This is a genomic window from Streptomyces sp. NPDC050388 (genome assembly GCF_040655635.1).
GTDB lineage: Bacteria > Actinomycetota > Actinomycetes > Streptomycetales > Streptomycetaceae > Streptomyces.
Genome location: NZ_JBFAKH010000041.1, coordinates 15,365 through 36,634, shown reverse-complemented (window position 1 = coordinate 36,634; position 21,270 = coordinate 15,365). Strand labels below are relative to the sequence as shown.

Here is a 21,270-nt window from a genome sequence, read left to right as displayed (position 1 = left end):
CCATGGCGAAGACCGGTGACCGGACCCGTGCCGTGACCGAATCCGCGCTCAGCACACTGGACTTCGCCCTGGACCGGGGCAGCCCGGTGCCGCTGTACCACCAGCTCGCCCAGCAGCTGGAGGCGGCGATCGCACGCGGCGTCCTCGCCCCGGGCGACCTCCTGGGCAACGAGGTCGACCTCTCCGCACGCCTCGGTCTGTCCCGCCCCACCGTCCGCCAGGCCATCCAGTCCCTCGTCGACAAGGGGCTCCTGGTCCGGCGGCGCGGGGTGGGCACCCAGGTGGTGCACAGCCAGGTCAGACGGCCGCTGCAACTGAGCAGTCTCTACGACGACCTGGAGGCGGCGGGACAGGGGCCGACCACACAGGTCGTACGCCACGAGACGGTCCCGGCGCCCGCCGAGGCGGCCGCCGCGCTCGGTCTTGCCGAGGGCGGCGAGGTCGTCCTGCTGGAACGCCTGCGCCGCACCCACGGCCAGCCGGTCGCCCTGCTGTGCAACTACCTCCCGCCGGAACTGCTGGACCTGGACGACGCCCGCCTGGAGTCGACCGGCCTGTACCGCATGATGCGCTCGGCCGGCATCACCCTGCACAGCGCCCGCCAGACCGTCGGCGCCCGCTCGGCCACGGCCTCGGAGGCCTCCCGCCTGGACGAGAGGGAGGGCGCCGCCCTGCTCACCATGCAGCGCACGGCCTACGACGACACGGGCCGCACGGTGGAGTACGCCACACACATCTACCGCGCCTCGCGGTACTCCTTCGACTTCCAGCTCCTGGTCAGGTCCTGAGGCTCGTGCTGAAGGGCGTGACCGGGCGCCGGAGGCGCTCACCGTCCACGGTGAGGTCGACCGCCTCGTTGAAGAAGGCCAGCCGCCCCCTGATCGCGGCCACGGCGGGCAGCGGCTCGGAGTAGCTCCACACGATGTCCGGCGGTACGGCGCCCCCGCCGCGCCAGGACCAGTACCGGTCGGCCGTGCCCTTGTACGGGCAGTCGGTGCTGTGGTCCGTGGCCTCGAAGAGGTCCAGGCGGACGTCCTGGCGCGGCAGGTAGTACCGGGTCGGCAGGGAGGTCTCGAACAGCAGGACCGGGGACCGGGTGTCGGCGACGACCGTGCCGTCGATCCCGACCCGGACGTGGCGACTGCTCGGCACGGCGTCCACCCGGGTGTGCGGGTCGCGGGGGTGGACGAAGATCTCCTCGTCCTCCTCGTACCAGTGGTCGAGGCCCGTGCCGGTGCGCCGGAACCACTCGAAGGCGAGGTGGCCGGCCAGGTCCTCCGCGGGGAACGTCCAGGCCGCGTTCGGTCGCACCCCGCCGCCCGCCTCAAGGTCGTAGAAGACCGCCGAGCCGGTGTGCTCGCCCGTGGGCGGGTCCTGTGCGGGGCGGAGGAGGTCCGTGCGCACCTCCTCACGGGGGAAGGCGTACCGCGGGACGGGCAGCCGGGGCTCCCAGACGAGGAGCGGGTGGCGGCTGTCGACGACGGTGGCACCGCCCGCGGTACCGCGCACCCAGCGCTCACTGGGCTCCCACAGCAGGCCTTCCGGGGTCGCACGGATGGTACGGGCGGCGGGGTGGGTGGTCATGGCCGACGCTCCCTCCGGGTGTCCGGGTGTCCCTTCCACGGTCCCACCGCCCCACCCGGACGTCCCGGCACACCCCCTCCAGCCGGGTCCGCTGCCCCGCCGTCAGGTTCTCCTCCCGCTGGGACCGGGATCCTTCGAGGATCGCGGTCAGTCCCTACGCCTGCATGATCCGGTCGCGCAACCAGGAGTCGATGCCGCTGAGCGCCGCCCTGGCCATTGCCGTGGGGTGGCCCGTGAAGCCGTGGGGTGCGTCGGGGTAGACCCGGAGCTCGACGTCATTGCCGGCCGCTGACAACCGACCTGCCAGCGCCAGGTTGTCCTCCAGCAGGACATCTGCGCTTCCGACGACCAGCAGCGTTGGGGGAAGCCCGCCAAGGACACCGTAGAGGGGAGAGATGTCGGGAACGGTGCGGTCTTCCACATGACCGGCGTACGCCTGGATGAAGTATTCGTCCGCGATGCGGCGACCGGCCGGGGTTCGTGCGCTCAGGTCGTAGGTCCCGAATTGGAGCGCCGCTCCGGTGAACCGGCCGACGGCACCTCTGTCCCTCAGCCGGAGCAGGGTCGCCAAGGCGAGTGTGGCTCCCGCGGAGCTCCCGCCGATCGCGAGTCGGGACGTTCCGAAGCGGGCACCGGCTTCTTCGACGAGCCAGAGTGCCGCCGCTTCACAGTCGTCGGGTGCAGCCGGCCAGGGATGCTCAGGGGCCAGCCGGTAGTCGACGCTGACAACGGCGAGGTGCAGGGCGTCTGCGATCTCGCGGTTGCGTTCGTCTCCTCGCGCTGCGGAGTCCATGTAGAAGCCGCCGCCGTGTATGTCCAAGTAGACGCCCCGCGGCGGACCGTCGGCGGGAGTGAAGATCCTGACAGGGACGCCCGCTTCCGCGACTTCGACAGTCTCTTCGACGGCAGGCGGATCGGCGGCATGAGGAGCAGACCTCTTCGCTCGCGCCTCCTTGAGCTCCTCCAGTGTGCTGGGGCCACGGCCTGCCGCCCTCGACTTGTAGAAGTCACGAGCTTCATCCACCTGCTCCGCGGGCACGTCAGCGAACAGTGCGTCCAGCGCGAATCGCACGCGCCCTCCTCATCACCCGGACCTCAACCCCACGCTATCGCCGACCTGTGGCGCGAGTCCCCCGCCGCGATGTGGCCAGAAGCCGACAGCACAGGGCTCGCGGCATCCGACATCCCGCCTGACGGAACGTCATCCTGAGCCGCGGCTCCCCGCTTGTCCACAGCCGCCCCCGCATCTCCTCGCGCGGACTCATCGCGGTCAGGCGTTCCGGCTGTTCCGAAGTCCACTGTCCCGGCCCGGATCCCGGTCGTAGCACCCACACGGCGCCGCCACGCACGTCCGTGACGATTCCGCACCGACCGGCGTTCTCGTCATGAATCAAGTCGCCCACCCAGGGGGTTCGCTCGCCGTCATCCGAGTTCCTCCCCGTGCGGCACTGCCCACACCCGCCTGCCCCCGGGCAGCGCATCGGTGCCCCAGTCATCCGCCAGTAATCCCACGAGCACGAGACCACGCGCGCTCTCGTCCTCTTCACACGGCTCTCGGGGTTCTGGGCAAGCCAGGGCCTCGAACGGCATCTGCCGATCCCTCGGCTTCCGGTTCCTCACCGAGCAGGACGTGACCTTCGCGGACCGAGTGCCGCGAAGCAACCACCGGGGCATCGCCCCCCGCACCGACCTGACGCCGGTATGACATCGCGAATCACACGGCCGGGCGACACGTACTGCCGACGGTTCGGAGAACTCTGCCGAACCGTTCAACCGATCTTGATGAACCATGCTTGTGAGGAAGCGTGTGACGACTGCCCTCGAAACAATCAAGGGCCCCTCCCCACCGAAGTGAGGAAAGTCCCTGACCTGGGCTCGACACCCGTCCTGCGCCGTCGGGACGACAGGATGTGAACCTGCGACCCCTTGACCCCCAGGAGTGCGGGCTACCGGGATCATCCGGATGAACCGGCTGTTCCAAGGGCAGATGCCGTGTGCTTCGCGGTGTGGAGTTCGGCATCGGGCATGCCGTTCGGTCCCCAACTGGTCCCCAGAACGCAGACCGGGCCCCATCAGGACAGCGCGCGGGACTGCCGGTGCTGCCGTTCCCGTGGAAGCCCGGCGATGACGGCGCCCCGGTGCGGTACGTCGCGGAGCATGGCGGGGGTCAGGGTCCGGGTGGGCATGTTGCGCCGGCTGGGGTGGTGTCCACCGACCAGGTGCACGTGCCGTTCACTGCTTGCGTCGGTGAGAAGGGCTTCGGCGCCGTGCCCGAAGGCCGGGCGGGGGCGGGGCAGCTGCCGGCCCGTGCTTGTGAGCACGGGCTGCAGTGCCTGGCAGGCTCGCACGAGCCGGCCCCGATAAAATGGGTGAGTCGGGACCGCCCGCTTCGCAGCGGGGCACGGAGCTGTCCACCCCGCTCAACGCCGGGGTGGCCGACCGATCTGGAAGGGCGCCATCATGGCCGAACAGATCACCTGCCGCAGAGTTCACGAGGAGACCGCGCCGAAGAACGGCAAGCGCGTGCTGGTCGACCGGGTGTGGCCCCGCGGCATGCGCAAGGAGGACGCGCATCTGGACGAGTGGCTGCGTGATGTCGCGCCTTCCAGCAAGCTGCGCAAGTGGTACGGCCACGAGCCCAGCCGCTTCACCGAATTCCGACGCCGCTATCTGGCGGAGCTGCGCGACGCCGGGCACCGTGAGGCGGCCGAACATCTGCGTGACCTTGCGGCGCACGACAGACTCATGCTGCTGACCGCCACCAAGGACGTGGACCACAGCCAGGCCGCCGTTCTCGCCGAGTGGCTGACCAGAAGCCGGTGACCGGCAGTGAGGCGCTGGCGGGGTGGCGGTCACCGGTCCAGGCGAACTCGCGCTTCCCAGGGTGCGATCGGTAGGGGTCGGCGGTCTCCTCCGTATCGCGCCAGGCGTCTTGCGCCGTCCGTGGATGTGAAGAGGGGTGGCAATGCGAACGAACATCATCCGGCACGAGAACATGATGGTGAGCTACGACGTGGTCAGCGGCTGGAGTGTTGTCGAGGCCGACGGTGAGGTGGACGCCCACACTGCCCCCATGCTCCGGGAAGGAGTGCTCAAGCTCCTTGATGAGGGACACCGCCACTTCGTTCTGGACCTGGGCTTCGTCACCTTCATGGATTCGATGGGGCTGGGCGTGATCGTGGCGATCACCAAACGCATCCGTGAACACGAGGGTTCGTTGCGTATCGCGTCCGTCTCGGGCCGGATGCTGAGGATCTTCGATCTGAGCGGCATGCGCGAGAGTTATGAGATCTACCCCTCAGTAGCGGAAGCGACGCAATCCGCTCCCTCGCCCGGCAGCCTCGCTCGCTGGCCCCACCCGGCAGGCTGAGGAACGGCGCACAGGAACGACCTGTTTCCCTCTCGCGCGGCGTTGGCCGAGGCTCGCCCGGTTCGAGCATCGCATGGAAGATCTGCTCGGTGCGGTTGTCGCCGTGCGCGGCTGATGCCGGTCCGGCAATCGCCAGCGGTGCGTCCGCCGGCCGAAACCGGGCACCGGCCGTGCCCCGGCAGGTGCTGGCCGAGGGCAGAGGCAACTCGGCGGCAGCCGCGCGTACAGCGGATCACGTGGCATCGTTGCCGGCCGGAGCACCGGATTCCTCACCGGGCGTGCCGGTGAGGCGGTAGTGCGGGTCACTGATGACCAGGCACCGGTCGCGGCGGTGGGCGTGGCCGGTCAGGCGAAGCAGCTGTCCGGCAGCAAGGTCCGGGGGCGTCGTGGAACTCAACCGTGAGACTGCCTGTGCTGTCGGTGAGGGTGCCGAGCAGGACACGGTGGTCGCCGCGCTCCTCTTCCGTGATGCTGTGCAGCCGTCCGTCCACGGTGACCTGGCGGCCGGGTTCCACGGCGGTGATGGTGGTGGCACCGGGGGTTCCCCCGGCTGCCAGGCCGACGTCACCGGTTCGTACTCCCGGCGCTGCGAGTTCACCGGGCGTCGGCGCGCATCATCCGTGGGGTGCGGTCTCTCCCATCGCGTGCAGGGCGAGGGTGGAGTGGGCGTAGGCGCCGCCGGCGCGCATCTCGGCGGCGACCCAGATCGCCTCCATGATCTCTTCCGGGCTGTTGCCTTTCCGCTGCGCGAGGCGGGTATGGCCTTGAATGCAGTACGGGCACTGCGTGACGTGGGCGACGGCCACGGCGATCAGCTGTTTGGTCTTCTCCGGCAGCGCACCCTCGGCGAACACGGCGCGGCTGAAGTTCTCGAACGCTTCGTTGGCGGCCGGAGCGAGTTGGGCGCGGCGGGCGCCGAGCTCCGGTGTGGCCGGGTGGTAGACGGACTCGGTCATCTGATGTCTCCGATCGTGGTGGTGCGGTCCTTCGGGCTGGTCAGGTGAGCAGGGGCCGGGCGGCGGTGGTGATGTGCGGTGCGGTGATGCCGGCGGCGTCCATGACCTCGTGCGGGGGTGCCTGAACCGGGTAGGTCGCGCACCGCGAGGTGGGCGACCCGCGGCGGCTGTTCCTGGTCAGCCGGGGCTTCCAGGACGGCCGCGCCCAGGCTTCCGCCACGGCAGCCGGGCCGGATCGCGTTCGGCGTACACCGGCACGTCGTGCCCGTCGATGCTCAGCGCGCCGTCGCTCACCGCGACCGTCCTGCCGTAGCGGCCGTAGACGCTGTCGTGCGCCAGCAGGTAGGCGAGACTGTCCACCTCGACGAGGTCGTTGACGGCCGCGAGCTCAACACCGTCCACGTCGTGCAGGATCTTCAGCGCGGCACGGCCGATGCGGCCGAACCCGTTGATGGCGACCTTCGGCATCCGGACGTCCTTCCGGTATTCGCTGGTGCTCCCTGCCCGTCGTACCACCGCGTGAGCGCCCAGGCTGGCGGGCCTACGCCATCCGCGTGCGGGTATCCGCTCGGCTCCGCCTGTCATACGGCACGGAGAAGTTGCCCTGGGATCGCACGGCCTGCCCTTTTCCGGCAGGTTTGAGCAGAGAAGGCTCCCGGTGACCGGATCGGCAGCCCCGGCACCGGCCAAGGGAGGCCGGGCCGTGGAAACAGCAGACGGCGCCCCGGCGGGGATCCGGTCTCCCGGGCGGGCCGCGATCACCGCGCGGACGCTGCGCAGGGACCGCTGGTGGGCCTACCCGCTGATCACGTTCACCGTCCTGGCCCTCTTCGTGGCCTACGCGACCTGTGCGGCGCCGGCAAACCGGGACTACTACGCCGACCCCTGTCTCTCACCGTTCTACTCGCCGTGCCTGTCCACCCACTGCGGGGCGGTGCCCGGCTCCCACGGAGCACCGCACCTGGGCTGGTTCGGCACCTGGTGGATCATCACCTTCTCGGTCTGACCGGCGAGGAGACCTACACCATCCGTGGCCTGACAGGCACCGAGGCCGAGGGACTGCCGCCCGAGGTCACCCTCACCGCCTACGGCCCCGCCGGCACCGTCCGACTCGCTGCGCGGGTACGCATCGATACCCCCACCGAGGCCGACTACTACCGCCACGGCGGCACCCTGCCCTACACCCTGCGCACCCTGCTGCCATCCCGACCGCCTCCCGTCAGGGCGACCGCCCGCGAACCCCGGCACGCCGAGCGGCCAGGGTGTGTCTCTCACCGTGCCGGGCCGTCCGAGGGGATGCGCAGGGCGAGCAGAGCGACGTCGTCGTCGAACACCTGTCGGCTCCGGCTGACCAGAGCGTCGCACAGCTCCTCCAGCGGGGCCGTGGCCAGGCGGGCGGCCTGCTCGGCCAGCTCGGCCAGTCCCGTGTCGATGTCCTGGTCGCGGCGCTCGACCAGCCCGTCGGTGAACAACAGCAGGGTGCTGCCGGGCGGGAGGGGGAGTTCGTGGCTGAACCGGGGGACGGACGCCTCGATCCCCACCGGGATTCCGTGACGGGCGGGTGCCAGGTAGCGGGTGCCGCCGTCCGCGCCGACCAGCAGCGGCGGCAGATGCCCCGCGTTGCTCCAGCCGAACGTGTACCCCCCGCCCGCTCCACCAGTGCGCTCGATGCGGCCGAACACCAGGGTGGCCGTCGGCGGGTCCTCGAACATCGTCAGGGCGTGGTCCAGCCGGGACACGACCAGGCCGGGCGGCCCATCCCGGTCGAAGGCAAGCGCCCGCAGCATGTTGCGGATCTGCCCCATCAGCGGGGCGGCCTCCACGTCGTGGCCGGTCACGTCGCCCACCACGACACAGGTGGCGCCGTCCGGCAGGGCCATGGCGTCGTACCAGTCCCCGCCCAGCCTGGGCAGCTCGGAGGCGGGCTCGTAGCGGGCGGCGGCCGTCAGCGGCGCAAGGTCGGGCAGCACGGGCAGCATGCGGCGCTGGAAGTGCTCGGTGGCGCGTCTGAGCTGCTCGTACAGACGGGCGTTCTCGAGACTGACGCCCGCGGCACTGGCCAGGGCCGTCAGCAGGCCCTCGTCGTCGTCGTCGAAGGGCGTACCGTCCCTCTTGTCGGCGACGTAGAGGTCACCGTAGACCGTGCCGCGCACCATGAGCGGAACGCCCAGCAGAGTCCGCATGACCGGATGCCCGGGCGGAAAACCGGCCGCACGAGGATGCCCGGCCACATCCGCCACCCGCAACGGCTCCCGGTCGTCCACCATGGTGTGCAGCAGGCCATGGCCCTGCGGCAGGCCCATCGCAGCGCACAGCTGCGGATCATCGATGCCCACGGTGATCAGGTCGATGACCTTTCCGCTCTCGTCGAGCACGCCCAGCGCCCCATAGCGCACGGCGACGAGGTCGGCGGCCGCTTCCACGATGCGGCGCAGCACGGTGCGGGTATCCATGTCGGTGCTGACCGCCTCGACCGCGTCCAGCAGGTGCCGCAGCCGGTGCCGGTCCAGAACACGCTGCTGCGATCGCGCGACCATGCCGCCCCCGGTCCGGCCCCGCCCCCATCGCTGCCACGGGTTGTGCGCCATGGTGCTTCCTCCTGGCGCCGGGCGCCGTCATCAGGTCGCCCTGCCATGTCACACTACGCGCTCACCTGGCCGGAAGCAGGCCGCAGCGGTGAGCGTCTCCTGCTTACGACCGAGAAGGCCGTCGCGACCGGTGCCCCCGGCCCCGCTGTGCCGGCCGGCCACGCGTGGTGCATGGTCAGGGCACGATGACGACGGGGCAGTGCGCGTGGCGGGCCATCCACGCCGGTACCGACCCGATCAGGTGGTGCAGCCGGTGCCCCGGAGCGCCCAGCACCAGTGCGTCGGCCTGGTGCTCATCGGCCGGACGGGCCGGCTCACTGGCCACATCCCCGGTGCGGGCCGCAACACGGACGTCCAATCCGGCCGGCGTGCTCGCGGGGAGCGTGTAGCGAGTTCCGCGCGCAGCCAGGCGAGCGCATCGGCCTCTCGCTCCGCCACAGGGACGACAGCTGTCCCCGGATCGTACGACATGGGGACCGGGGCGATGCAGGCGACGAGCAGCGGCCGCCCGGTCCGGGCGCCCACGCCAGCGCGCGGCGGCTGGCCGTGGACCCGTCATAGCCCGCCAGCACAGGATGCACCGGAGCAGCGGGTGCTCCGAGGGCCTGCTGCTTCGCCCCCGGCGGCCGGGAGCCAGGTGACGGGATGCGTGAGAGGCGGTCTGTGCGATTGACCGGTTGCCGTCCGGGGAGTGGGCCCCACGACTGACCGTGCCCGGATCCCGATGTGGATCCTGTACCGCGCCGCCCCCAGCGGGCCCGCGTGTGGGTAGACGGAAAAGAGGGGCCACGGCAGCGGTGGTACGGCCCACCGGCAGTGCCCCGTGCGCACCGCCCCGGCGCCTGGCCCGCGTACGTCAGCCCATCAAGCCTCTGGTCTGCGGTGTATGTGGGTTGACGGAGTGTCGGTCCCGTTCGGTTCGGCCTTCGGTAAAGCATGGTGGTCACCACCTCTGCGGCCGGGCGAGGCACTGGGAGCACTGGGCACGAGTGGGCAATGGCAGCATCCGAGGAGGCGAATGGTGTGAGCACCGACCGGGCCGACGTCGCGGCCGAGCGGCTGATGCGTACGGCGCAGTACTTCTTTCCCGGCACGCAGTCACCCGACCGGCGGATGCTGTACCGCGAGGGCGGCCGGGCGGCGGAGGAGTTCTACCGGGAGCGGTGGCGCCACGACCGGGAAGTGCGCTCCACGCACGGGGTGAACTGCACCGGTTCATGCTCCTGGCGGGTGTTCGTCAAGGACGGCCTGATCACCTGGGAGACGCAGGCGACCGACTACCCCTCGGTCGGGCCGGACTCCCCGGAGTACGAGCCGCGGGGCTGTCCGCGGGGCGCGTCGTTCTCCTGGTACACCTATTCGCCCACCCGGATCCGATACCCGTACGTGCGCGGCCCGTTGCTGCAGTTGTGGCGGCAGGCGAAGGCACGGCATGCGGATCCGGTCGCGGCGTGGGAGTGGCTGACTGCGGATCCGGAGCGGTGCGCCGCCTACAAGCGGGCCCGCGGCAAGGGCGGTTTCGTGCGCTGCGACTGGCGTGAGGTCACGGAGTTGGTGGCGGCGGCACAGGTCCACACCGTGAAGCGCTACGGCCCCGACCGCATCGTCGGTTTCTCTCCGATCCCGGCGATGTCCATGGCCTCGTACGCGGCCGGTACACGGTATCTGTCGATGATCGGCGGCACGATCTCGTCCTTCTACGACTGGTACGCGGACCTGCCGATGGCCTCCCCCCAGGTGTTCGGCGACCAGACGGACGTCCCGGAGTCCGGCGACTGGTGGAACGCCGGCTACCTGATCGTGTGGGGCACCAATCTGCCGGTCACCCGTACCCCGGATGCGCACTTCATGACCGAGGCCCGCTACAAGGGGCAGAAGGTCGTGGTGGTCTCCCCGGACTACGGTGACCACACCAAGTTCGCCGACGACTGGCTGGCGGCGGCTCCGGGTACCGACGGCGCGCTGGCGATGGCCATGGGCCACGTCATCCTGACCGAGTTCTACCGTGACCGGCAGGTGCCGTACTTCGCCGAGTACGCCAAGACGTACACCGACCTGCCGTTCCTGGTGCGGCTGCGCGAGCGCGACGGTGGCGGGTACGTGCCGGACAAGTTCCTCACCGCCACCGACCTGCCCGGATCGACTGCGGAGGCGGCCGGGTTCAAGACGGTACTGCTGGACGGACGCACCGGCGATCCGGTGGTGCCGAACGGGTCACTGGGCTTCCGCTGGTCCGAGTCGGGCCGGGGCCTGTGGAACCTGCGGCTGAACGGGGCCGACCCGCTACTGACCCTGCACGGGCGGCCGGACGGCGAGGCGGTGGCCGTCGATCTGCCGAGGTTCGACTCGGGGCCCGGGGAGTCCGGGGCGGTGCTGCGGCGCGGTGTGCCGGCGGTGCGGGTCGGCGGGCACCTGGTGACCACCGTCTTCGACCTGGTGCTCGCCCAGTACGGAGTGGCCCGCGAGGGCCTGCCCGGCCAGTGGCCGGCCGGTTACGACGACGCCGACAGTCCGTACACACCGGCCTGGCAGGAAGCGATCACCTCGGTGCCGGCCAAGGCGGCCGCCCGCGTGGCGCGGGAGTTCGCCCGCAATGCCGAACGCACCGGCGGCCGTTCGATGATCGCGATGGGGGCGGGAACCAACCACTGGTTCCACTCCGACCAGATCTACCGCACGTTCCTGTCACTGGTGATGCTCACCGGAAGCCAGGGCGTCAACGGCGGCGGCTGGGCACACTACGTCGGCCAGGAGAAGGTACGGCCGCTGACCGGATGGTTCCATCTCGCGTTCGGCCTGGACTGGCAGCGCCCCACCCGGCACATGGTGGGCACACCGCTGTTCTGGCTGGCCACCGGCCAGTGGCGCTACGAGGCGTTCCCCGCCGACGCGCTGGCCGGCCCGCTCGGGCAGGGCCGGCTGGCGGGACGTACCCTGCCGGACTGCAACGCGCTGGCCGCCCGGCTGGGCTGGATGCCCTCCCACCCGGCGTTCAACCGCAACCCTCTGGACGTGTGCGACGAGGCCGGACGGGCCGGGAAGGACGTACCGGAGTACGTCGTCGAGGAGTTGAAGGCCGGCCGGTTACGGTTCGCCGCCGAGGATCCGGACGATCCGGTCAACTTCCCCCGCGTCCTGCTCATCTGGCGGGCGAATCTGTTCGCGTCGTCGATGAAGGGCCACGAGTACATGCTGCGGCACCTGCTCGGCACCGACGACGCGGTGACCGCCGTCGAGACTCCGCCGGAATTGCGGCCCAAGGACGTCACCTGGCGCGAGCAGGCCCCGGTCGGCAAGCTCGACCTGTCGGTGGCCGTCGACTTCCGCATGACCAGCACCTGCCTGTTCTCCGACGTGGTGCTGCCGGCCGCCACCTGGTACGAGAAGTACGACCTGTCCTCCACCGACCTGCACCCGTTCGTGCACGCCTTCAGCCCGGCGATCGCACCCCCGTGGCAGACCCGCACCGACTTCGACGTCTTCCACACCCTCGCCGCCGAGTTCTCCGAGCTCGCCGCCGTCCATCTCGGCGTGCGGCGGGACGTGATCGCCGCGCCGCTCGCCCACGACACAGCGGACGAAATGGCGCAGCCGCACGGGCGGGTGCGCGACTGGAGGGCCGGCGAGTGCGAGCCGGTACCGGGTCGGACGATGCCGAAGCTGATCGTGGTGGAGCGCGACTACACCGCGGTGGCCGAGAAGATGGCCGCCGTCGGCCCGCTGTTGGACACCCTGGGCACCACCACCAAGGGCGTGACGTGGAAGGTTGATGAGGAGATCGACTACCTGCGCCGCCGCAACGGCACCGTGCGCGGCGGCATCGCCGACGGGCGTCCCTCGATCGCCCGCGACGACCAGTTCTGCGAGGCGATCCTCGCCCTGTCCGGCACCACCAACGGCCGCCTGGCCGTTCAGTCGCTGCGCGCGCTGGAGGAGCGCACCGGCGTGGACCTGGCCGACCTGGCCGAGGAGCGCTCCGGAGACCGCATCACCTTCGAGGACACCCGCACCCAGCCGCGTGCGGTGATCACCTCGGCGGAGTGGTCCGGCACCGAGTCCGGCGGCCGCCGCTACTCCCCGTTCACCGTCAACGTCGAACGCCTCAAGCCCTGGCACACCCTCACCGGGCGCCAGCACTTCTTCCTCGACCACGACTGGATGGCCGAGTTCGGCGAACAACTGCCCGTCTACCGGCCGCCGCTGAACATGGTGGCCCACTTCGGCGACCCGACCCGCTCACCGGAGGGCCACCCGGAACTCGTGGTGCGCTACCTGACTCCGCACTCGAAGTGGTCGATCCACTCCGAGTACCAGGAGAACCTGCACATGCTCACTCTCTTCCGCGGCGGGCCGGTGATCTGGATGAGCCCGCTGGACGCGGAGAAGATCGGCGTGGCCGACAACGACTGGATCGAGGCGTACAACCGCAACGGCGTGGTCGCCTGCCGCGCGGTGGTCACCCACCGCATGCCCGAGGGCACGGTGTACATGTACCACACCATGGACCGCCACCTGAACGTGCCGAAGACGGAGACCTCCGGCCTGCATGGCGGCGGCGACAACTCCCTCACCCGCCTCCTGATCAAGCCGACTCATCTGATCGGCGGCTACGCGCAGTTCTCCTACGGCTTCAACTACATCGGCCCCACCGGCAACCAGCGCGACGAGATCACCGTCATCCGTCGGCGCAGCCAGGAGGTGGACTTCTGATGACCCGTGCCGCAGGCACTGTCGGACGCTGCATGGCGCAGGTGGCGATGGTGATGAACCTCGACAAGTGCATCGGCTGCCACACCTGCTCGGTCACCTGCAAGCAAACCTGGACCAACCGGCCCGGATCCGAGTACGTCTGGTTCAACAACGTCGAGACCAAACCGGGCGCCGGCTATCCCCGCCGGTATGAGGACCAGGAGAAGTGGAAGGGCGGCTGGACCCTGAACCGCCGCGGCAAGCTGAAACTCAAGGCCGGCGGCCGACTGCGCAGACTGGCCACCATCTTCTACAACCCCGACCTGCCCTCGCTCGACGACTTCTACGAGCCGTGGACCTACGACTACCAGAGCCTGACCACCGCACCGCTGTCCGACAGCTTCACCAGCGCCCGCCCCAAATCCCAGCTCACCGGCCGGGACATGCGCCCTGTGCACGGCCCGAACTGGGACGACGACCTCGCCGGAGCCGCCGAGTACGCAGGCTCCGACCCGAACTTGAGGGGTCTTTCGGAGCGAGTGCGGATGGAGTTCGAGCACGCGTTCATGTTCTACCTGCCGCGAATCTGCGAGCACTGCCTCAACCCCTCCTGCGTCGCCTCCTGCCCGTCGGGGGCGATGTACAAGCGGGAGGAGGACGGCATCGTCCTGGTCGACCAGGACCGCTGCCGGGGCTGGCGGTTCTGCGTGTCGGGCTGCCCGTACAAGAAGGTGTACTTCAACCACCGCACCGGCAAGGCCGAGAAGTGCACGTTCTGCTACCCGCGTATCGAGGCCGGTCAGCCCACCATCTGCTCCGAGACCTGCGTGGGCCGGCTGCGTCACCTCGGCGTCATGCTGTACGACGCCGACGCCGTCCTTGATGCAGCCTCGGTCAAGGACGACAAGGACCTGTACGAGGCGCAGTTGTCGGTGTTCCTCGATCCGGAGGACCCCGAGGTGCAGGCGGCTGCGGAGCGTGACGGCATCGCCCACGACTGGATCGAGGCCGCCCGGCGTTCCCCGGTGTACGCGCTGATCAAGAAGCACCGGGTGGCGCTGCCGTTGCACCCGGAGTACCGCACCATGCCCATGGTCTGGTACGTCCCGCCACTGTCCCCGGTCATGGACGCGGTACACGCCACCGGCTACCACGACGACGACCCCGACCGCGTGTTCGCCACCATCGACGCCCTGCGCATCCCCATGGAGTACCTGGCCAACCTCTTCACCGCCGGGGACACCGCCGTGGTGGAGGGCGTGCTGCGCAAACTGACCGCGATGCGCGCCCACATGCGCGCCCAGCAGCTCGGCGACCCACCCGACCAGGAACTGCTCGGCCGGGTCGGCGCGAGCGCCGACGACATCGAGGACCTCTACCGGCTGCTGGCCATCGCCAAGTACGACGATCGCTATGTCATCCCCCGGGTGCACGCCGAGGACTCCGGCGCTCTGATGGCCCAGCACTGCTCTCTCGACTACCCCGGCGGTGTGGCCGACCTCGCCGCCCACGACGAGGACCAGCGGGCCGCCGCTCCGCCACCCCTGCCGGGCCTGAACCCGTCGGGTGGCGGCAGCCAGTTCCACGACGGCGACGGGAAGGTGCGCTTCAACCTCCTCGGCTGGAACGGCGCCGGCCCCGCCCCCGGCCTCTTCGGCGACGGGGGCAGCCGGTGATCCCCCGCCGGGGCCGCCGACCGGCGGCCGACGCCCCCCTGGTACACCGCATCTCCTCGGTCCTCCTGCGCTACCCGGACGAGACGATGCTCGCCTGCCTCGACGACATCACCGCCGCGCTCCCCGCCATCGCCGACCCGGCCGACCGCACCCGGCTGGCCACCGTCTGCGACCACCTGCGGCGCCTGCCTCCTGCCGAGGCCGCCCAGCAGTACGTGGACACCTTCGACCACACCCGCCGCCGCAGCCTGCACCTGACCTACTACCGGCACGGCGACACCCGCGCCCGCGGCATGGCCCTGCTCACCCTCAAACACGCCTACCGCCAGGCCGGACACGAACCGCCCGAGGCGGAGCTGCCCGACTTCCTGCCGTTGATCCTGGAGTTCGCCGCCCTCACCCCCGAGCCCGGCCACCGCACCCTGCTGCAGTGCCGGGCCGGACTCGAGCTCCTCCGGCAGGCACTCCACGAGCACTCCACCCCCTACGCCGACGTCCTCGACACGCTCTGCGGCCGGCTGCCCGAACCGGACCGCCACGAGCGCGACACCTGGCGACGACTGGCCGTCGAGGGACCACCGGGCGAACACGTCGGTCTGGAGCCCTTCGGCCCACCGGAGCAGACCGGACTGGAACCGTCCGCCCCGCCCGGACACCCGACACCATCCGCATACCCGATGCCAAGAGCGTCCCTGAGTGCAAGGGAGGGCCGGTGAGCTCCTGGGACCTGTGGTGGTGGGTCATCCTGCCCTACCTCGCCCTTGTCACCTTCGTCGTCGGCCACGTCTGGCGCTGGCGCTACGACCAGTTCGGCTGGACCAGCCGCTCCACCCAGCTGCAGGAGCGCAGACTGCTGAAATGGGGCGGGCCGCTCTTCCACTACGGCACCTTCGCCGCCATCGCCGGCCACGTCATCGGCATCCTCATCCCCGAGTCGTTCACCCGGTGGCTCGGCATCCCCGAGAACACCTACCGCTGGTTCTCCTCCATCAGCGGCACCGTCGCCGCACTCGCCGTCATCTTCGGCGTGCTGATCCTCGCCTTCCGCCGCACCACCGTGCCCAAGGTCCGTGCCACCACCAGCCCCGTCGACTGGATGGCCCTCATCCTGCTCGCCATCGTCATCCTGCTCGGCATCATCCCCACCGTGGGCGTCAACCTCCTCGGCGCCGGCCACGACTACCGCCAGAGCGTGGCCCTGTGGTTCCGCGGCCTGTTCGCCGGGAACCCCGACGTTGACGCCATCTCCCGCGCCCCGCTGATCTACCAGGTCCATGCCACCGCCGCCTGGGCCATCCTCGCCGTGTGGCCCTTCACCCGGCTCGTGCATGCCTGGAGCGTCCCGCTGTGGTACCTGTGGCGTCCGTTCGTCCTCTACCGCTCCCGCACCGCTGCCCACCCCGCCGAACCCGGCACCAGCGGACGCCGTTGGCGCCGCATCGGCGTCCGCTACTGACACAGAAAAGGACGCCGGTCCCCAACTGGTCCCCAAGAATGCTCAAGGGCTGGTTTCGGATGTCTCCGAAACCAGCCCTGAGCTGCGACTGTCTCCAGTCGGGACGACAGGATTTGAACCTGCGACCCCTTGACCCCCAGTCAAGTGCGCTACCAAGCTGCGCCACGTCCCGATGCGGTCACGTGCGGTGAAGCGCGTGATCACGTGGACAGCACTTTACCGCACACCGCGCCCCGCGCCGAAGCCAGGTCGGACGGGGGACAATCGGCGTATGGACAGCACGGACAGGACATCCCCGGACCGGACGGCCGTCGTGCGGGACCGGGACGGTGAGGGGCGGGCGCGCAACGCCCGGCCGCGGGACGGGCTGGGGCGGCCGCTGCCGTACGGCGCGGAGGGGGTGCCCCGGCAGCCCGAGGGGGTCGTCCGGCCGCCGGAGGCGAGTGTCGCCGAGGCGCAGCGGCTGCTGGACGAGGGGAAGCCGTTCCACGCGCACGAGGTGTTCGAGGACGCCTGGAAGTCGGGGCCCGAGGAGGAGCGGGAGCTGTGGCGGGGGCTGGCCCAGCTCGCCGTGGGACTCACCCACGCGGCGCGCGGGAACGTCACCGGCGGGGCGCGGCTGCTGCGGCGCGGGGCGGGCGCGGCGGAGGAGTGGGCCGCGGGTGCCGGGTCCGCGCGTCCGCACGGGATCGACCTCGACGGGGTCGTCGCCTGGGCCCGGGAGCTGGCGGCGGAGGTGGAGCGGGGGGACGGCGTTCCGGTGGACGCGGGGGCGCGGGCGCCACGGCTGCGGAAGCCCGCGTAGCGGGGCGGGTGCCGCCCGGGGGTGCGGTGCGTGCGCCGTCAGCGGCGTACGGCAGACTCGGGGCGTGCGAAAAATCCATGTCATCGGTATCGGCGCGGGCGATCCCGACCAGTTGACCCTGCAGGCGGTCAAGGCGCTGCGCGGGACGGACGTGTTCTTCATCCTCGACAAGGGCGAGGTGAAGGCGGACCTGACCGGGCTCCGCCGGGACATGCTCGACGCACACCTGCCGGAGCGGACGTACCGCGTCGTCGAGGCGCGCGACCCGGAGCGGGACCGGAGCGCCGGCGGCGCGGCCTACCCCCCCGCCGTCGGTGACTGGCGCAGCGCCCGCGCGAACATCTACGAGCGGCTGATCGCCGAGGAGTTGGGCGAGGGCGAGGTGGGCGCGTTCCTGGTGTGGGGGGACCCGTCGCTGTACGACAGCACACTGGGCATCCTCGAGGAGGTGCTGGCGCGGGGCGTGGTCGCCTTCGAGTACGACGTCGTGCCGGGGATCAGCAGTGTCTCGGCGCTCGTCGCCCGGCACCGCACGGGGCTCAACCGGGTCGCCCGCCCGGTCCAGATCACCACGGGCCGGCGGCTCGCGGAGGGCTTCCCCGAGGGGGTGGACGACGTCGTCGTGATGCTGGACGCCCACCAGACCTTCCGGCAGTACGCCGGCCAGGACGGCCAGGCCGATCAAAACATCGACATCTACTGGGGCGCCTACATAGGCACCCCGGACGAGATCCTCGTCTCCGGGCCGCTCGCCGAGGCCGCTCCCCGGATCGAGCGGCTGCGCGCCGAGGCCCGCGAGCGCAAGGGCTGGATCATGGACACGTATCTGCTGCGGCGGAATCCCGGGGACGGCTGAGCCGCCCGGGACCCGTCGGGTCAGAGGGGTCCCAGGCGTTCCAGGGCGCTCGTCACGTCGGGCACCGGGCTGACGCCCTCCGGCAGCGGTGGACGGCGTACGACCACGACCGGCAGGCCGAGTTCGCGGGCCGCCGTGAGTTTGGCGGACGTCGCCGATCCCCCGCTGTCCTTGGTCACCAGTACGTCGATGCGGTGCTCGCGCAGCAGGGCCGTCTCGTCGGCCACGGTGAACGGTCCACGGGCCAGCAGGACGCGCAGGTGCGGCGGCACGGGCGGCTCGGGGGGATCCACCGACCGGACGGTGAAGTGGAGCCGGGTCAGCCGGGCGAAGGCGGCGAGGCCCAGGCGGCCGGTGGTGAGGAGGACTCTCTGTCCGAGCCCGGGAAGTAGGTCGGCGGCGGCGTCCAGGGAGGGGACCGGGTGCCAGCGGTCGTCCGGTCCGGGCTGCCAGCCGGGGCGGCGCAGGACGACCAGGGGCACGCCCGTCGCGGTCGCGGCCCGTGCCGCGTTCGCCGTGATCCGCTCGGCGAACGGGTGCGTGGCGTCGACCAGGGCCGTCACGTCCTGGTCGCGGAGCCAGTCGGCGAGTCCTCGCGCCCCGCCGAAGCCACCGACGCGCATCCCGCCCGCGACCGCTGAGGGCCGTGCCACCCGTCCGGCGAGCGAGGTGGTCACCCGCACTCCGGGGCGGGCGGTCAGCTCGGCGGCGAGTTCGCGTGCCTCGGTGGTACCGCCGAGGACCAGGACGTGTGCGGACATGCCGCCGAGCGTACGGGTCCGGCGCCAAAGGGAACGGGCCGGGACCTGATGGGGGCGTCGGAGGGGCGCCCGAGGGGCAGGCCCGTGGATGTCGGACATGCGCCGTGGCCGGGACGCTGATGTCGGCAACACCCGTGCCCTCTTACGTCCTACGATGACGCCGGCGACTGGAGGAGTCATGGCCGTGGACTTGAGCAGGCGGGCCTACCGGGTCCAGCGGTGGTCCGCGCGGGTGGCGCTGGCCGCGGCCACGCTCGCGGTGCTGTTCCCGCTCCTCTACGGAGGTCTGCGGGGGCTGGCGCTGCTGCTCTGCGGCGTGGCCGGCCTCGCCGTGAGCGCCGCGGCCCTGTGGTGGGCGCTGACCCTGCGGGGTCCGCTGCGCTGGGTGGCCGGGCTGGTGGTGCTGTGTGTGCCCGCGGCTGTCGTCGCGCTGTTCGCCGTCACCCTGTTCTGGGCGCTGCCGCTGTCGCTGGCCCTGTGGGGGCTGGCCGTGTGGAGCGGCCGGTACGCGCTGCGGGGGACGGGGAGCGAGCGGCTGCGGGACCGGCAGGGGGAGCGGCGGACACCGCCGCCCCGGCGGCCGGTGCTCATCATGAATCCCCGTTCGGGCGGCGGCAAGGTGGGGCGGTTCGGCCTGCGGGAGAAGGCGGAGCGCCTGGGTGCCCGGGTCGTCCTGCTCGATCCGGAGGTGCAGAACGACGTGACCGCTCTGGCCCGGGAGGCCGTCGCGGACGGCGCCGACCTGCTGGGTGCCGCCGGGGGTGACGGCACGCAGGCGCTGGTCGCGGCCGTGGCCGCCGAGCACGGCATCCCGTTCCTGGTCATCAGCGCCGGGACGCGCAACCACTTCGCCCTGGACCTGGGTCTGGACCGCGGTGATCCGGCCGCCTGCCTGGACGCGCTCACCGACGGGGTGGAGCTGCGCGTCGATCTCGGTTTCGCCGGTGACCAGCCCTTCGTGAACAACGCGTCCTTCGGCGCGTACGCGTCGATCGTGCAGAGCCCGGCCTACCGGGACGACAAGATCGGCACCAGTCTGGAGCTGCTGCCCGACCTGCTCACCGGGCAGCAGGGCCCCCGGCTGGTCGCCCGCATCGGCGACACGACGCTCGACGCCCCGCAGGCGGTGCTGGTCAGCAACAACCCCTACCGCACCGACGACCCCCTCGGCCTGGGCCGGCGGGACCGGCTCGATTCGGGCGTACTCGGTGTCCTCGGCGTCAAGGTGGAGGGCGCGGTGGACGCCGCCGCGCTGCTGCTGGACCCCGCGCCGAGCGGGCTCACCATCCTGACCGCCTCCGAGGTCGTCATCGAGGGGGACCGCGCGGAGATCGAGGCCGGGGTCGACGGGGAGGCCCTGGTGCTGCCGGCGCCCGTCCGCTGCCGTATCGCACCCGGCGCGCTCCGGGTCCGCGTCCCCCGCAAGCGGCCCGGCGTCGCGCCTGTGCCACCGCGCCTGGACTGGCGGCGGCTGCGCAAACTGGCGGCGACGGTCGGCCGCACGGCGGCCCCCAGCCGATTCCGGCACCAGGATCTCCCGCAGACGGAGGGCAAGGAGCCCTTTCTCGGCTCACGGTAGGTCCGGCGCCCACCGACGCTCACCGGCTCCCGGCTCAGTGCAGCAGCAGTTGCACGCCGCCCACCACCGTCGCCGCGATCACCAGCCGCTCGAAGAGCAACTGGTTGATCCGGCTCACGGCCCATTTGCCGAGGAACGCTCCGGGCACGACGAACAGGACGAGCGCCGCGTCGAGCAGCAGCGATTCCGCGTTGATCAGTCCGAGGCCCACGCTGAACGGCACCTTGGACGTGTTGACGATCAGGAAGAAGAAGGCCGACGTCCCCAGGAAGCCCAGCTTCCGGAAGCCCGCGGAGAGCAGGTACAGGGACATCACCGGTCCGCCCGCGTTGGCGACCATGGTGGTGAAACCGCCGAGGACGCCGTACGAACGCGCCTTGAGCTTGCCGGCCCGGGAGGTGACCGCGTCGGGTTCGGTCCCGGCGCCGTCCCCCTCCGCGGCTCTCTCCGCGGCTCGCCGCCGCCACACCGTCACCCCGGCCATCAGCAGCAGGATCGCCCCGATCGACGTCCGGACCGCCTCGTCGTCCGCCCACATCAGGAAGACGGTGCCGACCACGACGCCCGCGGCGACCGCCGGGAACAGCCGCCACAGCGTGGGCCAGTGGGCGTGCCGCCGGTAGGTGAGGACGGCGAGCACGTCCCCGGCGATCAGGATGGGCAGCAGTACGCCGGTGGAGGCGCGGGCGGGCAGCATCGCCGCGAAGACGGCGAGGCTGACCGTGTTGGCCCCGCTCACGGCGGTCTTGGAGAAGCCCACGAGCAGGGCCGCGAAGGCGAGGGCGGCGAATTGCCAGCCGTTGAGGTCCCAGAGTGTCATCGTGTTCATTGCGGGGCCCGATGCTATGCCCCCTGATGATCGTGGTCAGCACCGTCTCGCCTGATGGTCCTGCCGCGGAAGGCATCGTGTTTACGCCGGAACCTCCGGGGCAGCTGCGCGGTCGGACGAG

Annotated in this window: 21 protein-coding genes, 1 tRNA gene and 1 pseudogene; 12 read left to right on the top strand and 11 right to left on the bottom strand. The window is 71.1% G+C overall.

Translation table 11 applies throughout. The features are described 5' to 3' along the window. Nucleotides 1-2: 2 nt before the first annotated feature. A complete protein-coding gene (locus tag AB0I73_RS23390; RefSeq protein ID WP_363040289.1) occupies nucleotides 3-788 on the top strand; it encodes a GntR family transcriptional regulator in 786 nt (261 codons plus the stop codon). Here the strand turns inward: AB0I73_RS23390 and AB0I73_RS23385 are convergent. Both AB0I73_RS23385 and AB0I73_RS23380 read right to left on the bottom strand, forming a co-directional pair. Further along, nucleotides 778-1,584: a DUF427 domain-containing protein gene (locus tag AB0I73_RS23385; protein WP_363040287.1), complete on the bottom strand. Its 807-nt coding sequence runs from the start codon at nucleotides 1,582-1,584 to the stop codon at nucleotides 778-780. The genes AB0I73_RS23390 and AB0I73_RS23385 overlap by 11 nt on opposite strands. Before the next feature lie 154 nt (nucleotides 1,585-1,738). Beyond that, nucleotides 1,739-2,656 (bottom strand): alpha/beta hydrolase fold domain-containing protein, encoded by a 918-nt coding sequence (locus AB0I73_RS23380; RefSeq protein WP_363040285.1) that lies wholly within the window; start codon nucleotides 2,654-2,656, stop codon nucleotides 1,739-1,741. Nucleotides 2,657-3,160: 504 nt separating this feature from the next. On the opposite strand from AB0I73_RS23380, the pseudogene AB0I73_RS23375 reads away from it, so the two are divergent. Further along, nucleotides 3,161-3,289 (top strand): annotated as a pseudogene (locus AB0I73_RS23375) (N-acetyltransferase); the annotation flags it as partial. 367 nt (nucleotides 3,290-3,656) lie between these two features. On the opposite strand, the gene AB0I73_RS23370 reads toward AB0I73_RS23375, so the two are convergent. Further along, on the bottom strand, nucleotides 3,657-3,905 hold the full coding sequence (locus AB0I73_RS23370; protein ID WP_363040283.1) for a hypothetical protein: 249 nt from the start codon (nucleotides 3,903-3,905) through the stop codon (nucleotides 3,657-3,659). A gap of 139 nt (nucleotides 3,906-4,044) precedes the next feature. Here AB0I73_RS23370 and AB0I73_RS23365 point away from each other — a divergent pair, with 139 nt between their 5' ends. Continuing rightward, nucleotides 4,045-4,407, top strand: a complete 363-nt coding sequence (locus tag AB0I73_RS23365; protein ID WP_363040281.1) for a DUF488 family protein — start codon at nucleotides 4,045-4,047, stop codon at nucleotides 4,405-4,407. A gap of 142 nt (nucleotides 4,408-4,549) precedes the next feature. Next, a complete protein-coding gene (locus tag AB0I73_RS23360) occupies nucleotides 4,550-4,954 on the top strand; it encodes an STAS domain-containing protein (protein ID WP_363040279.1) in 405 nt (134 codons plus the stop codon). Nucleotides 4,955-5,186: 232 nt separating this feature from the next. Here AB0I73_RS23360 and AB0I73_RS23355 read toward each other — a convergent pair whose 3' ends face one another. The 3 genes from AB0I73_RS23355 to AB0I73_RS23345 all read right to left on the bottom strand — a co-directional run bounded on the left by AB0I73_RS23355 (nucleotide 5,187) and on the right by AB0I73_RS23345 (nucleotide 6,378). Then, a complete protein-coding gene (locus AB0I73_RS23355; protein ID WP_363040277.1) occupies nucleotides 5,187-5,351 on the bottom strand; it encodes a hypothetical protein in 165 nt (54 codons plus the stop codon). Nucleotides 5,352-5,568: 217 nt separating this feature from the next. Continuing rightward, nucleotides 5,569-5,910, bottom strand: a complete 342-nt coding sequence (locus AB0I73_RS23350) for a carboxymuconolactone decarboxylase family protein (RefSeq protein ID WP_363040275.1) — start codon at nucleotides 5,908-5,910, stop codon at nucleotides 5,569-5,571. 177 nt (nucleotides 5,911-6,087) lie between these two features. Next, nucleotides 6,088-6,378 (bottom strand): glyceraldehyde 3-phosphate dehydrogenase NAD-binding domain-containing protein, encoded by a 291-nt coding sequence (locus tag AB0I73_RS23345; protein WP_363040273.1) that lies wholly within the window; start codon nucleotides 6,376-6,378, stop codon nucleotides 6,088-6,090. Between the two features lie 235 nt (nucleotides 6,379-6,613). Here AB0I73_RS23345 and AB0I73_RS23340 point away from each other — a divergent pair, with 235 nt between their 5' ends. Beyond that, on the top strand, nucleotides 6,614-6,916 hold the full coding sequence (locus tag AB0I73_RS23340) for a hypothetical protein (RefSeq protein WP_363040271.1): 303 nt from the start codon (nucleotides 6,614-6,616) through the stop codon (nucleotides 6,914-6,916). 265 nt (nucleotides 6,917-7,181) lie between these two features. Here the strand turns inward: AB0I73_RS23340 and AB0I73_RS23335 are convergent, their stop codons facing one another. Both AB0I73_RS23335 and AB0I73_RS23330 read right to left on the bottom strand, forming a co-directional pair. Further along, on the bottom strand, nucleotides 7,182-8,498 hold the full coding sequence (locus AB0I73_RS23335) for a GAF domain-containing SpoIIE family protein phosphatase (protein ID WP_363040269.1): 1,317 nt from the start codon (nucleotides 8,496-8,498) through the stop codon (nucleotides 7,182-7,184). 175 nt (nucleotides 8,499-8,673) lie between these two features. After that, entirely contained in the window at nucleotides 8,674-9,057 is a 384-nt protein-coding gene (locus AB0I73_RS23330) for a universal stress protein (protein WP_363040267.1), read from the bottom strand. Between the two features lie 437 nt (nucleotides 9,058-9,494). On the opposite strand from AB0I73_RS23330, the gene AB0I73_RS23325 reads away from it, so the two are divergent. The 4 genes from AB0I73_RS23325 to narI are packed head-to-tail and all read left to right on the top strand — an operon-like array spanning nucleotide 9,495 to nucleotide 16,319. After that, on the top strand, nucleotides 9,495-13,208 hold the full coding sequence (locus AB0I73_RS23325) for a nitrate reductase subunit alpha (RefSeq protein WP_363040265.1): 3,714 nt from the start codon (nucleotides 9,495-9,497) through the stop codon (nucleotides 13,206-13,208). After that, a complete protein-coding gene (gene narH / locus AB0I73_RS23320; protein WP_363040263.1) occupies nucleotides 13,208-14,863 on the top strand; it encodes a nitrate reductase subunit beta in 1,656 nt (551 codons plus the stop codon). The genes AB0I73_RS23325 and narH overlap by 1 nt, the downstream gene beginning before the upstream one ends. After that, complete coding sequence (narJ, locus tag AB0I73_RS23315; RefSeq protein WP_363040261.1) at nucleotides 14,860-15,579, top strand: nitrate reductase molybdenum cofactor assembly chaperone; 720 nt, start codon at nucleotides 14,860-14,862, stop codon at nucleotides 15,577-15,579. Before narH ends, narJ begins: the two co-directional genes overlap by 4 nt. Continuing rightward, nucleotides 15,576-16,319, top strand: a complete 744-nt coding sequence (narI, locus tag AB0I73_RS23310; RefSeq protein WP_363040259.1) for a respiratory nitrate reductase subunit gamma — start codon at nucleotides 15,576-15,578, stop codon at nucleotides 16,317-16,319. Before narJ ends, narI begins: the two co-directional genes overlap by 4 nt. 98 nt (nucleotides 16,320-16,417) lie before the next feature. On the opposite strand, the gene AB0I73_RS23305 is transcribed toward narI, so the two are convergent. Further along, nucleotides 16,418-16,491: transfer RNA gene (locus tag AB0I73_RS23305), tRNA-Pro, on the bottom strand. Between the two features lie 99 nt (nucleotides 16,492-16,590). Here AB0I73_RS23305 and AB0I73_RS23300 point away from each other — a divergent pair. Beyond that, nucleotides 16,591-17,124 (top strand): DUF309 domain-containing protein, encoded by a 534-nt coding sequence (locus AB0I73_RS23300; protein ID WP_363040257.1) that lies wholly within the window; start codon nucleotides 16,591-16,593, stop codon nucleotides 17,122-17,124. A gap of 64 nt (nucleotides 17,125-17,188) precedes the next feature. After that, nucleotides 17,189-17,980: a precorrin-6A synthase (deacetylating) gene (gene cobF, locus AB0I73_RS23295; protein WP_363040255.1), complete on the top strand. Its 792-nt coding sequence runs from the start codon at nucleotides 17,189-17,191 to the stop codon at nucleotides 17,978-17,980. Between the two features lie 20 nt (nucleotides 17,981-18,000). Here the strand turns inward: cobF and AB0I73_RS23290 are convergent, their stop codons facing one another. Beyond that, nucleotides 18,001-18,741, bottom strand: coding sequence for a cobalt-precorrin-6A reductase (locus tag AB0I73_RS23290; protein WP_363040253.1), 741 nt, complete (start codon nucleotides 18,739-18,741; stop codon nucleotides 18,001-18,003). A 178-nt stretch (nucleotides 18,742-18,919) separates the two neighbouring features. Here AB0I73_RS23290 and AB0I73_RS23285 point away from each other — a divergent pair, with 178 nt between their 5' ends. Beyond that, complete coding sequence (locus tag AB0I73_RS23285) at nucleotides 18,920-20,320, top strand: diacylglycerol kinase family protein (protein ID WP_363040251.1); 1,401 nt, start codon at nucleotides 18,920-18,922, stop codon at nucleotides 20,318-20,320. 34 nt (nucleotides 20,321-20,354) lie between these two features. On the opposite strand, the gene AB0I73_RS23280 is transcribed toward AB0I73_RS23285, so the two are convergent. Next, nucleotides 20,355-21,149, bottom strand: coding sequence for a sulfite exporter TauE/SafE family protein (locus tag AB0I73_RS23280; RefSeq protein WP_363040249.1), 795 nt, complete (start codon nucleotides 21,147-21,149; stop codon nucleotides 20,355-20,357). Nucleotides 21,150-21,270: the final 121 nt, after the last annotated feature.

What these genes read in the sequence shown, in the direction of transcription:
- AB0I73_RS23335 (WP_363040269.1), bottom strand. Translation starts at nt 8,498, where the DNA reads ATGGCGCACAACCCGTGGCAGCGATGGGGGCGGGGCCGGACCGGGGGC.
- AB0I73_RS23325 (WP_363040265.1), top strand. Translation starts at nt 9,495, where the DNA reads ATGGCAGCATCCGAGGAGGCGAATGGTGTGAGCACCGACCGGGCCGAC.
- AB0I73_RS23390 (WP_363040289.1), top strand. Translation starts at nt 3, where the DNA reads ATGGCGAAGACCGGTGACCGGACCCGTGCCGTGACCGAATCCGCGCTC.
- AB0I73_RS23300 (WP_363040257.1), top strand. Translation starts at nt 16,591, where the DNA reads ATGGACAGCACGGACAGGACATCCCCGGACCGGACGGCCGTCGTGCGG.
- AB0I73_RS23365 (WP_363040281.1), top strand. Translation starts at nt 4,045, where the DNA reads ATGGCCGAACAGATCACCTGCCGCAGAGTTCACGAGGAGACCGCGCCG.
- AB0I73_RS23350 (WP_363040275.1), bottom strand. Translation starts at nt 5,910, where the DNA reads ATGACCGAGTCCGTCTACCACCCGGCCACACCGGAGCTCGGCGCCCGC.
- AB0I73_RS23385 (WP_363040287.1), bottom strand. Translation starts at nt 1,584, where the DNA reads ATGACCACCCACCCCGCCGCCCGTACCATCCGTGCGACCCCGGAAGGC.
- AB0I73_RS23360 (WP_363040279.1), top strand. Translation starts at nt 4,550, where the DNA reads ATGCGAACGAACATCATCCGGCACGAGAACATGATGGTGAGCTACGAC.
- AB0I73_RS23290 (WP_363040253.1), bottom strand. Translation starts at nt 18,741, where the DNA reads ATGTCCGCACACGTCCTGGTCCTCGGCGGTACCACCGAGGCACGCGAA.
- AB0I73_RS23330 (WP_363040267.1), bottom strand. Translation starts at nt 9,057, where the DNA reads ATGACGGGTCCACGGCCAGCCGCCGCGCGCTGGCGTGGGCGCCCGGAC.
- AB0I73_RS23345 (WP_363040273.1), bottom strand. Translation starts at nt 6,378, where the DNA reads ATGCCGAAGGTCGCCATCAACGGGTTCGGCCGCATCGGCCGTGCCGCG.
- AB0I73_RS23280 (WP_363040249.1), bottom strand. Translation starts at nt 21,149, where the DNA reads ATGAACACGATGACACTCTGGGACCTCAACGGCTGGCAATTCGCCGCC.
- AB0I73_RS23285 (WP_363040251.1), top strand. Translation starts at nt 18,920, where the DNA reads ATGGCCGTGGACTTGAGCAGGCGGGCCTACCGGGTCCAGCGGTGGTCC.
- narH (WP_363040263.1), top strand. Translation starts at nt 13,208, where the DNA reads ATGACCCGTGCCGCAGGCACTGTCGGACGCTGCATGGCGCAGGTGGCG.